This is a genomic window from Amycolatopsis aidingensis (genome assembly GCF_018885265.1).
GTDB classification, from domain to species: domain Bacteria; phylum Actinomycetota; class Actinomycetes; order Mycobacteriales; family Pseudonocardiaceae; genus Amycolatopsis; species Amycolatopsis aidingensis.
The window spans coordinates 3,718,713-3,729,261 of sequence record NZ_CP076538.1 but is presented as its reverse complement, the minus strand read 5'-3'; the positions used below and the strand labels follow the sequence as shown (position 1 = coordinate 3,729,261).

General features: G+C 64.4%; 10 protein-coding genes and 1 pseudogene. 5 read left to right on the top strand and 6 right to left on the bottom strand.

Annotated elements, in window-relative coordinates; translation table 11 throughout:
* Window positions 1–525 precede the first annotated feature (525 nt).
* The 3 genes from KOI47_RS17035 to KOI47_RS17025 all read left to right on the top strand — a co-directional run bounded on the left by KOI47_RS17035 (window position 526) and on the right by KOI47_RS17025 (window position 1,938).
* Window positions 526–1,368: a helix-turn-helix domain-containing protein gene (locus tag KOI47_RS17035; protein ID WP_216216910.1), complete on the top strand. Its 843-nt coding sequence runs from the start codon at window positions 526–528 to the stop codon at window positions 1,366–1,368.
* A 22-nt stretch (window positions 1,369–1,390) separates the two neighbouring features.
* On the top strand, window positions 1,391–1,618 hold the full coding sequence (locus tag KOI47_RS17030; RefSeq protein WP_142003866.1) for a DUF397 domain-containing protein: 228 nt from the start codon (window positions 1,391–1,393) through the stop codon (window positions 1,616–1,618).
* Window positions 1,619–1,740: 122 nt separating this feature from the next.
* Window positions 1,741–1,938: a DUF397 domain-containing protein gene (locus tag KOI47_RS17025; protein WP_216216909.1), complete on the top strand. Its 198-nt coding sequence runs from the start codon at window positions 1,741–1,743 to the stop codon at window positions 1,936–1,938.
* 35 nt (window positions 1,939–1,973) lie between these two features.
* Here the strand turns inward: KOI47_RS17025 and KOI47_RS17020 are convergent, their stop codons facing one another.
* The 5 genes from KOI47_RS17020 to KOI47_RS17000 all read right to left on the bottom strand — a co-directional run bounded on the left by KOI47_RS17020 (window position 1,974) and on the right by KOI47_RS17000 (window position 8,360).
* Window positions 1,974–3,179, bottom strand: a complete 1,206-nt coding sequence (locus tag KOI47_RS17020; RefSeq protein WP_216216908.1) for a methyltransferase domain-containing protein — start codon at window positions 3,177–3,179, stop codon at window positions 1,974–1,976.
* The gene (locus KOI47_RS17015; RefSeq protein ID WP_216216907.1) at window positions 3,176–3,412 is read right to left on the bottom strand and encodes a hypothetical protein; all 237 of its coding nucleotides are present in this window, start codon (window positions 3,410–3,412) and stop codon (window positions 3,176–3,178) included. The genes KOI47_RS17020 and KOI47_RS17015 overlap by 4 nt, the downstream gene beginning before the upstream one ends.
* Window positions 3,413–4,095: 683 nt before the next feature.
* Entirely contained in the window at window positions 4,096–5,427 is a 1,332-nt protein-coding gene (locus KOI47_RS17010) for a hypothetical protein (RefSeq protein ID WP_216216906.1), read from the bottom strand.
* The gene (locus KOI47_RS17005; protein ID WP_216216905.1) at window positions 5,424–7,601 is read right to left on the bottom strand and encodes an NACHT domain-containing protein; all 2,178 of its coding nucleotides are present in this window, start codon (window positions 7,599–7,601) and stop codon (window positions 5,424–5,426) included. Before KOI47_RS17005 ends, KOI47_RS17010 begins: the two co-directional genes overlap by 4 nt.
* 408 nt (window positions 7,602–8,009) lie before the next feature.
* On the bottom strand, window positions 8,010–8,360 hold the full coding sequence (locus tag KOI47_RS17000; protein ID WP_216216904.1) for a hypothetical protein: 351 nt from the start codon (window positions 8,358–8,360) through the stop codon (window positions 8,010–8,012).
* A 234-nt stretch (window positions 8,361–8,594) separates the two neighbouring features.
* Here KOI47_RS17000 and KOI47_RS16995 point away from each other — a divergent pair, with 234 nt between their 5' ends.
* Window positions 8,595–9,266, top strand: coding sequence for a hypothetical protein (locus KOI47_RS16995; protein ID WP_232376803.1), 672 nt, complete (start codon window positions 8,595–8,597; stop codon window positions 9,264–9,266).
* 35 nt (window positions 9,267–9,301) lie between these two features.
* On the opposite strand, the pseudogene KOI47_RS35685 reads toward KOI47_RS16995, so the two are convergent.
* Window positions 9,302–9,678: pseudogene (locus tag KOI47_RS35685) on the bottom strand (DUF72 domain-containing protein); the annotation flags it as partial.
* Between the two features lie 195 nt (window positions 9,679–9,873).
* Between KOI47_RS35685 and KOI47_RS16990 the strand changes: the two are divergent.
* A complete protein-coding gene (locus KOI47_RS16990; protein ID WP_216216903.1) occupies window positions 9,874–10,293 on the top strand; it encodes a hypothetical protein in 420 nt (139 codons plus the stop codon).
* The last annotated feature ends 256 nt before the right edge of the window (window positions 10,294–10,549 follow it).

Genomic DNA, 10,549 nt, shown 5'->3' with positions numbered 1-10,549 from the left:
CTGACCGTCGGACGCATGGTTGATTCGTCCTTTCCACAGTTGGCGGCTGGTCCGCACGACCTCGGCGGCGCTGGCTGAAGTGCGCCTCGGCCGTGCGGACCAGCGGTGGTGCGCACCGGTGGCCGCGTCGCACTACCGGTGACACGACGGGTACCTCGACCACCGGGGATCCCGACGTGCGCACCTCGTTCACCTACGGCGGACGGCAACGCGCCTCGCCGCAGCTTGAGCAGCTTGCTTCACGGTTCAGAGCGGGCCACGGCCGAGACAGCTGGACGACTCGTACGCATCGCGGCCTCGGACACGTCGAGGCTCGCGCCTGCGCTAGCGTTCACTGCCGCGTGACAACTCTCAAACTTAGAAGCTCCTATCTACAGGAGTAGACTAATATAGGAGTCATCATCTTGGCGAGTAGTCCGAACGGGTGGTCTCATATGTGCTCTACGGCTGCCCGATACTGGAGACCGGCACCCGTGACCTTGGAGGCAGCTGCAGATGGCAATCACCAGGACGGTTCCCTTGTTGATGCTGATCAACGAGCTGAACCGGCTGAAGGCCGCGTCCGGCAAGAAGGACGCCGAGGCCGCCGACCATCTCGGCAACCAGGCGTCGAAGATCAACCGGATCTTGCTCGGCCAGTCCAAGGCCTCCGTCGGAGACGCCATGGCGCTGGCGAGGTTCTACGGAGCCACAGAGGAGCACGTCGAGGTCATCGCCGACCTGGCACGCAAACTCGGTAAGCGCGGCGACTGGGGCGGCTACGAGAACGTCTTCGCCGAATCGATGAGGCTCCGCCTCGACCTGGAGCGGGCCAGCAGCCGGATGCGCCAGTACCAGACCGAGATCATTCCGGGCTTGCTGCAGACGGAGCACTACATCCGTGCTCTACATGAAGCCCCACATCCCTTCGGGCTGACCTACGATGTGGAACACGCCGTAGCGGCCCGACGGGAACGCCAGTCGATCCTGCATCGCGTCGACAAGGGCAAGACCATCAGCTTTGTACTGTCCGAGTCCTGTTTACGATGCCTGCCAAAGGCCGATGATGAGAAGCTGATCCGCGAACAACTCGCACACCTCACCGAGATTGCCGAGCTTCCGAACGTGCAGCTTCAAGTCTTGCCGTTCAATCCGGTCAGCCCGGTCACGTACCGAGCGTTGAGTTTCACGCTGCTACACGTACCTGGACCGGGAATCGCCTCCCCGCTCGACTTCGCGTTCCTTGAGCAATACAACGAGTCGCGCTACATCGACAAGTACGAGCAAGTGGAGGCATACGAGCAGCTGTGGGGGTACCTCCAGGCCGCCGCGCTGGCCCCGAAGGACTCTATCGAGTTCATCGGGAAAGTGGCGGGCGAGTACAAGTAACGACTACCGGAAGGAACGTCCATTGGAAAAGAGCTACCTGCACCCGAGCGCGTTTGATGGCGCTCAGTGGCAGAAGTCCTCGCTCAGCGAGCCTTTGAAGGACTGCGTAGAGCTCGCCACGGTCGGCGAGACAGTCGGCGTGCGCGATTCCAAGACCCCAAGCGCTGGCATCCTTCAGTTCACCCGCGAAGAGATTCGCGCCTTCATCGCTGGAGCAAAGAACGGTGACTTCGACCATCTGACAGAATAACTCATCGACATCGACGCACGGAGAGAACGAAGATCTTGATCGAACTCTCCGTGCGTCGCCCAGCGCCACCGAGCCGCCTCGGCGGTTCTCATCGGGAAGCGCAGAAAAGAGATGGTGAACAAATGAGTGACGAGTTGGCGTGGCGGAAGAGCAGTTACTCTGGCGGCGGTTCCGGCGGCGATGACACCTGCGTCGAGATCGCCACGGCCGCGCCTCTAGCGCATATCCGCGACACTAAGGACCGGCACGGTGGGCTATTGATTGTGAGCCATGGTGCGTTCCAGGCATTCCTGACAACCCTGAAGGATCAAGACGCCTGATACTGAGCAGCCGCGACGGCTGGGCCTCTACGCGGTCACCAAGCCGGTCGTCTCGTGGGAGTGGGAAGCGTCCATGTAGGCCCTGCGGGGTCGCTGTGCCAGATGCGGTGTTCGTTGGGGGTCGCGGTGATGCCGAAGTCGTGCCACGGGGGTGTGCCGAGGTGGTTCCATTCCGTCCAGGCCGACTCCACGGCGGTCCAGAGTGGGGTGGGACCCGCTTCGCGCACCGTGTAGTGACCGCAGGCGTCGGCGTGGCGGGCGACCTCGACCCAGGAACCGTCGGGGGCGAGCAGGTAGGTCATCGGTGTGTGGTCGTCGTCGGCGAGGCGGATGCTGCGGAAGGTGTCCGCAGGGAGGTGGAGTTGGGCGAGGAATCGGAACCCGCCGTCGAGTTCGGCCGGGTCGAGGGTGCTGGGTCGGGTCGTGGCCTGCTGTGTGGTGGGTGTCGGTCGGTGTGACCCGCTGGTGGGACCGGTGGTGGTGCGGCGGCGCATGAAGCATCCCCACCACGGCAGGAACTTTCCTTGCACGACTGGCCGCTCGCCGCGGCGCAACGCGACGAGGTTGCCGGCGCCGAGTGGACCTTCGAGGTGGGCCAGGACGAGGCCACCGGGACGAAGCTGGTCGATCCAGGCCGGAGGGATCGCCCGCAGCGCGCAGGTCGCAATGATGCGGTCGAACGGCGCGTGGTCTGCGAGGCCGTCGGCCCCGTCACCCGCGGCGAGGGTCGGCCGGTAGCCAAGCCCCGCTAGGCGGTGGCGCGCGGCGGTCACGAGTGCGGGGTCGATGTCGACGGAGTACACGTTACGGTCGCCGAGCCGGTGGGCCATCAGCCCGGCGTTGTAACCGGTTCCGGTACCGATCTCCAGCACGCGCATCCCGGCGGAGAGTTGCAGGGCCTCGAGCATCCGGATCATCAGGTCTGGTTTGGTGGAGCTACAGACGGGGACCTGGACGCCGCGCTCGCTGTCGTCGACGACCTCGGTGATCAGCGTGGTGGGTGAGTACACCAGCTCCAGCCACCGCGCGACGCCGGCGGGGTCGTGTGGTTCGTGCGCGATCCACCGTGCCGGGCGCGTGCTGGTGTCCTGCAGGTAGTAGCGCGGGACGAACTCGTGTCGAGGTACGGCGAGCAGGGCCGCGCGCCACTGCGGGGTCCGCAGGTCACCCTCCGCGGTCAGCCGGTCGGCCAGTCGCCGAGCGAGCGGGCGCCAGGTCGGCTCCGTCACCCGCGCCGTCACCGGCTGTCTCCCCCGGCGAGGAGCCGGACCAGGCTGTCGGTGATCGGCACCCCGACCATGGCCTCGAGGAAACCGTACTGACCACCCGGATTGCACTCCAGCATCGACACGACCTCGCCCCGCTCATCATGTGGATCGGGGCCGAGCACGAGATCGAAGGCTCCGTAGACCAGGCCCAGCTCGGACATGAACGCCCGCAAGGCCGTGACGACCCGATCGGGAAGATCGATCACCTCGAACGATAAAGACTGGATGTCCGCCTTCCAGTCTATATAGGACTCCCTTGATCCGGCGCGGATCGAACGGTGTTTTCGGCGGGTTCGGTTAGTAGGTCTCGGCGGCCGGCCAGCGGTCACTGAAGGTGATCGAGAACTCGTTCAGCACGGGCTTCGTGCGCCGTGAGGCGCTGTGGTTTGAGTGGAGGTGAGAAACCATCGCCGTCGGGTCGTCGCAGCGGCCCGGTAGGAGCTGAGGGCAGCCTGATCCGGGAGGTGGCGGGAGGGTGGGAGCAGCCCTGACAAAGCCGGGCGTGTCAGTACTGCCAGATGACGCGGGTCCGGTGAGCGGGATGAGAGGAGTACGCGAGGAACCGATGTCGTAACGTCCCACAACGCTGAATCGGCTCAAATCTGGTGGATAGGGGCCAGGTGCGGTGCGTGCCCCCTGGCGTGGGGCAACTTCAGGTGAGTCTTGAAACGGGCCGCAGGGAGGCTGCACTGAAGGTCTGCGGCGTGGGCGTGGCGAGCCAGCTGGGGCAGAGTCGGGCTCCTCCTGGATCAAGCGAACCACAGTGAACACGGCAACCACTTCGGGTCTTGCCCGCGTCCACTCCCCATGGGTCACACCAGGTGCCCCAGTAGCGTCGCCTGGATAAGTGGATCTCCAGAGGAGTCGTTCGAAGCTGTATGCCCTGATGTTAGCGCTCGTCTTGGATAGCCTGCGGCAGTCCGTACGCTCCGACATCGGATAGCTGATCCACCACGTCGAGACATCTGTCGCGCATTGCCGCGTTGCTTTGCCGGTAGAGCCGGAGCACGATCGTGATGATGTCACGGCTGACGGCAGCATTGGCCCTGCTTAGATCACCGAGTTCAACACCAGCGTGCTCGACGGCGCGTTCGCAGGCGATGATCGTTGTCGAGGGCAGCAGCCTCAGGCTTCGCTCGAGTGAGCGGAAGAGGTCACCGAAGTTGTCCGGGAAGGCTCGGCTGGCTGTGTACGCTGCCACGACTCGTTCACTGATCGGGGCTGAGTCAGGCTCGTGGAGGACTCGGATCACTGCGGCGGCGGCTTTGCGAACGTCAGGGTCCTCGTCGTCGAATAACGTGACGAGCACGTCGGGGGCTAGGTGCGGCGCTGTGGCAATGGTCTGCGCGGCTCCCTGTCGCGCGCGCACAGGCAGGTCGGTGATGTCGGCGGGGCATGCGTCCGGTAGCAGGTTGTTCAGCAACGCGTTGGCCCAAATGTGGCCGGCCTTCACTGCGATGGAGCTGTCCGCTTCGAGCGCGCGATTGAGGTGCCGAGAGAAACGGGCACCTGCACGGTAAATAGCGTAGGTCAGCAGCCTGTTGGCTGCGGTCGAATGATAAATCTCGATGGCACTCGTGGTGAACAGATCGTCAGCGATATCGAGTGCCTGTTCCAGGTGACTGTTGAATAGCGCTAAAACCGGACGAGTGGCTTCCGCGCGTACAGAGAGGATCGGGTCCTGCACGAGCTTCGCCACGAGCGGGAGCAGCCGAGGTGCGTACGTCTCGTCAGCGAAGAGAATTTGACCGACTGCCGCAGCGGCAACACCTCGGGTCGAGTTCATCCCCTCTGTTGCAAGGTCGACTTCGCCGTCGGGTCGTCTGCTCGCGCGTTCCACCGTGGGATCGGCCGCGCGCGCGTAGTGCTCGAGCAAGGCGATCAGTGCATCCGTGGCTTCCTCCGCGGAATTCGCAATGGCCCGGCATATGGCTTGGCCGGCCGCTTCTCCCGCGATACGCCTTGCGTGCTCGCACAGTTCAGTCAGCTTCGCGACGGTGATCTTTCCGACCACTGCATTGACAACTTCGATGATGTTAGAAGCCAGCGTCTGTTCGTCAAAAGTCAAGGCGAGTTCGGCGAAGCGTTGTGGTTCCACTGCGGCACGGCGACCGAGCACTCCGGCAAGTTGCCACGAGCCTCCGACCGCGAACTTCCGACGAGGACGGGTTTCATTCCCGCTGTACTTGGTGATGGCTCGGGACCAGTCTTCGTCGGTCATGTGCTCGCCCGCCTCTTCGGGCACTGGCGAGCCAACGAAGTGGGCTTCGAGCGGCTCGGGCGGCCGGATGGCGGCGCGGGAGAATTTGCGTTCAAGTTCGCCGAGCCTGCGTCTGGCATTGGCGGACAGCCGGCTGTGGGCAACGCCGACATGAGTACGTACTGGCTGTACCCCAGGGCTCTGCCCTTATCGGCCTTCCTCTCCCAAGTCGGATAGTACTCAAGTAATCTGATGCACAGAGCATCGAGTTGCCCGTCGCCGCAATGCGGTGCGGCAGCCTCGACAAGTTGCCGTGATGCCCACGCACTGCTGTCCTGCCATCCCAGCGTCAGGTTTCGGTCGTCTGACCCCAGCCAGTCGATGGCTTCGTCTGCTGCTTGGTCGGCGATGACAGCGTAGGTACGGCATGCGAGGAATCGCGCGACTTCGTACTCGCTGCTGCACAGTTCTTCGAGGACGGTTCTCGGCCCGATCCAGAGTTCGTGCGCGGTCGCGCGCAGGGCGATATCGACGCCGTTTAGGACTGCGTCGTCGACTTCATGCGCCCCGTAGAACCGGTACGCCCACGGGCCACCGGTCCTCAGCCCCTCGCCGTCGTCCGCAGTGGTATCATCCAACACCGCGATTATAAAGGGGAGTACGTGCTCCAGGTACTGCCGGGGCGCCGCCGTCGCGATCTCGATGATCGTCGTTCCACCGCCCGCGCCTCCTGACGAGTCTATGTACTCCGGAAACGGGTTGGCGACGCCGTCGGCCTGCGCTCGGTCTCTGGCTCGGTGGAGGTAGGCACCCACCACCCGCGCTGCTCCTGCGGCGTCCACGTCCTTCAGGCCGGCAACGATCGACCAGAAGTTGCTGTTGACCGCGATCGGCCCGCGAGCTCCGTCGAGCAAGCCGAGATGGAGTAGGTCGACGGTTAGGTCGACCAGGCCTGGTGACAGGGACCATTCGACCATGGACCGCAGTCGATGCGTCCACTCGTCGGAGCTGCCGATGAACGGCTGGACCAGTTCAGCAACTCGTTCCCCGCGTTCCCTGGCTGCCGTGATCAGCACGTTGGCCGTCGGCGTAGCCGTCGCGCTGTCTGCAAGCAGTGGCTCCCAGCGACCGGCCGAATCAGCAGCGTCGAACCAAGCTGGCATCGTCAGCAGGGCGAGTAGCGGCCCACTGCGGCGGGATCCTCCGAACGCGAGTGTTTCGATCGCCAGCCAGTCGTCCGCCGATGCCGGCAGAGACCTGAGCACCCCAATCACGACGTCAAGAAGGTTCGTGCGAATTGCGTCGCTGGTCAAGAGCCGTACCGCGTCAGTCCGGAACCGTCGTCGATCTACTCCGATGAGGTGTTCGAGGACCTGCCGTACCTGAGCTCGCCGAAACAGTTGCTGGCCGGAGTGCAACACGAAGTCGTGTAGATCCAAACCCTGCGCGACGAACTCTCTAGCGAACGAGAAGTCAAAGTATGTTTCGTGGAAGAACTGAACGGTGTCGCCGTCATCGCGGACGACCCCCGCCGAAACCAGCGCCGGGCGTGCACGTCTAGGAAGTCGCTCAAGAAGTGCGGATGGTGCATGCAAGGTCTCGTGTTCGCTCATGTATGTAACGAGGGGCGCGATCGCCCCGTGCCAGCCGGCGGATCCTAGGTCGTCCTCAACCAGCCCACGGATCTCGTGTGTGAACTGTTGGTACAGGTCCGGGAGCGTCCGATACGGCAGCTCACGTGACTCTGGTTCCAGGCGAAAGAACACGGCCAAGTGCAGGGGGACGCGCAACAAGTCGAGCGTATCCGGCGTCAGCGAGTTCGGCTCGACTCCGAAATCAGCGAGAGCAGCACGCACAGCCGCGACGTCGAGGTGACCGACTTCGAGCTGCTCGACCTTGCCTTCCTCGGCGAGCAGGGACCTCATCCGCGGGTCGGCCGAAAGATCGGCAGAGCGCACCACAAGGACGATCTTCATCTCCTTGTGCGTGCCCGCCTGCGCGACCATCTCATCGACAGCCTCGTAGCTGTCGGGTATGCGGCCGCTGTAGGTACTCACTGCATCGAGTTGGTCTACGACAAGAACCGCCGGCCCATTGCGTGCAGCTAAAGCCAGGGCGTCAATCGGGGACGACCCCAACTCGGCCGCCCTGCCCAGCGCCGCGGCGCTTCGGCAGACATTGTCGATCGCGTCCATGCGCACTACCGCGGCAGTCCAGTCGAGTTCGATCAGATGCTTCACAGCCTCGGCCGCGACCGTGCTCTTGCCTGAGCCCGCACGACCGTGCAATACGACAACCGGACGGCCATCGTGCGCCGTCAGCCGGTCTGCCAGAAGCGATGCTTCAGGCTGCGCGGCCATGACCGGAGGCCGCGCCATCCAGTTTCGACGATAGTTCCGGAGCACCGCGTCGCTGATCGCCTCGCCGTGCGACGCACGTGAGGTGACGGCGGCGCCGTCGTGGCAGCTACCTATGAAGTAAAGGTTGGTTTGGGTGTTGTGGTCACCGACTTGGACGCCTTCGCTTTGACTGACCTCGACGTGTCGTGCTGGGTCTGACGGCTTCGAGCTGCGGTCCTGCCGATCTAGCGAAAACACTGTTGGTTACCGGTCGAAGTGATTGGTCTGGGCGTTGTGGTCACCAATTTGAATCCCGCGGCTATCTCGAACTTCCGCCATATTCTTCTCAGCCGTGCTAGCCGACGGACGCGTCAGCGACACATTCACGACTTCATAGTCACCTTGCCGCTGACGCAGTGAGATGATCACCGCGGTCGCCGTGACGATCAGACCCGCGAGGCCGGCAACCCAGCTCAGCGCTTCAACCACCGGCCGAATCGGGTGGTTTTCTTCCCACAACCAGTTCAATGCGCCAAACTGCCACGCCCCCCAGAGCGCCACACCGCCGCCAGCTACGGCGGCAAACCACCAGAAGTGGCGACCAAGCCTACCCATACGACCTCCCAGCCCGGGGCCTCGTCACCGGACCTAGCGCTTAGAGTAATCGCTAGCGTCGCGAAAATCACCGCCACGTTGCCGGGCATGCAAACCGGAGCTACGAGTGTCTCCGACAGCGCGGTTCAGCGAAGTCAGCAGCGACTGGGCCTGCCCAGACTTGCACTCTCATGCCGCTGTGTGTCCGGGTAGCCACGTGGCAGAGGGGTGGCGTGTACCTGAAGGAGCGGTTTCTTGATCGGCTATCTTGCGGGCGTGGATGTTCAGGTGCTGGAGGGTGTGCTGGTCGAGGTGCCCACGAAGGCTGTGACGGGAATGGATCGACGTGCGTTCGGGGAGTTTGTCGGGCCGCAGGGTGAGCTGGCCTCGTACGCATTCGGCTGGACCACTGGGGCAGACCCGCACCTCGCTCGCCTGTCGATCGGGATCGGCGCGGGTAACCCCGGCGGCGGCACCTTCCATGCGGTCATCTTCGAGAACGAGGACGGGCATGCGTTCTCGCTGATCGACGACCCGTTTGAGAGCGTCCCGCAGGGCGGCCCGGACCTGACCGCGCGCCAGGCACGCGCCCACGAGGATCTGCCGTTCGTCTGGTGGGCCACCGACCAGATCATGCAGCGCGATCGGCGGGCCTGGTGGATGTGGCACTGGCTGCTGCGAACCACCTGCATCCAGACCCTCGAGGTCTTCGAGCGCCGCGAGCCCATTCTGCTGGTCCGGCATGACGTCGATGACGGCACCTGGCAGCTCATCGGCTCCTCCGACGCGGACAGCAGCACCGCCAAGACCGGGCATCTGCACCACGCCATCGACGAGGACCACAGCTTGATCGACGTCCTCGACCTGCCACCCGGCAGCAGCGCGACACGAACGGGCATCGGGCACCCCTGGAAGGGCCACTCCTAGACTTGCGACGCACTCTCTTGCCGCCGATCGGTCGTTCAGCGGCACGCGTTGCGGTTAGCGCCGTCGGGACGCCGTCGACGACGATCGGCGTGTCGTCGTTGAGCCGATCGCTGCGGGTATCGGCGTACCCGAACGTGATTGGCTCCTGCCCGAGCTTCCTCGTGGAAGCGGCGGGTGAGTGCGGGCGCGTCGTTGTTGTCGGGTGTGCAGGAACACCGTTGGCGACCGGCCCTCGCGCAGCCAGTCGGCGACCACCGTGGTCCACGGTCGCCACCGTCTCTTCGGCCGAGTCCCGACCAAGGTAGCGCACGATCGGATGGGTGGTCAGTGTCCGCGTCCGCCGCGGCAGCCGCGGTTTCCTGGCCCAGGCATCCCGCTCGGCCGCGCTGGTCGGCGGGCTGTGGAAGAAGAGGCCAGCGCAGTCCGTCCTTGATTCCAGAACGTCGTGCCCGACCAGCTCCCGCTGTCCGGCTGGTCCAGCATTGATCACCGGTGGACGGGGTTGACGAGCTTATTCGGATGACGGTGGGCATGGCGCCATCGACAATGTCGGACGTGCGACTTATCTGGACCCTGCGACATCACGGGGTGGGCCTTTTGCTCCGTCATGGACGAGCACACCAGCGCCGAGGCAGTTGCCTCTTACGTCACCGGCGGTCCCGAACAACTGCTGCGGGCCGTAGCCAGGATCATCCTCTACGAGACCGATACCCGGGCCGAGTTCGAAGCCGAACCCACCGTCTACCGATGGTTCTTCCATCGTCGCGCAAACACGGTCGCCATTCGCCTTGTCCAGGCTGCCGACTCGGAGACACCCGAGCATGCCGGCAGGCTGATCTGGCAGAGCCAGCAGCCAACGACCGCCCTCGCCAGAGCCGTAATCAGGGCGTTCGACACCGTCGTCGACGACCTGGGCGAGGTCGGCTACCAGACCCAGTGGGGTCGTCCCTTTCCCCGACACGAACTCGAAGCCCTCCGGGCGGCCTGGCGCACAACCGTGCAGCCCTCACCGCGACCTTCTGGCTGACCCAAGCGACGACGCGGCTACCCGCCAGACACTTTCGCTGTCGTAGCCGACTCGCTCTCATACCGCTGACGGCGCGGGAGGCCCGACCATGCCGCGAGGCGCACGTCGCTGAACGTCCGACTCTGCCGTTGTATGTGCGATGTTCACCGTTGTGAGGGTTCCCGGGGTGCTGTTCGCCCGATAGCGCCCATGCCCACCTACATCATCCTGGAATGACGACAGCTGGCGCCCGCTACTCCGGGTCGCAGGCCACCGC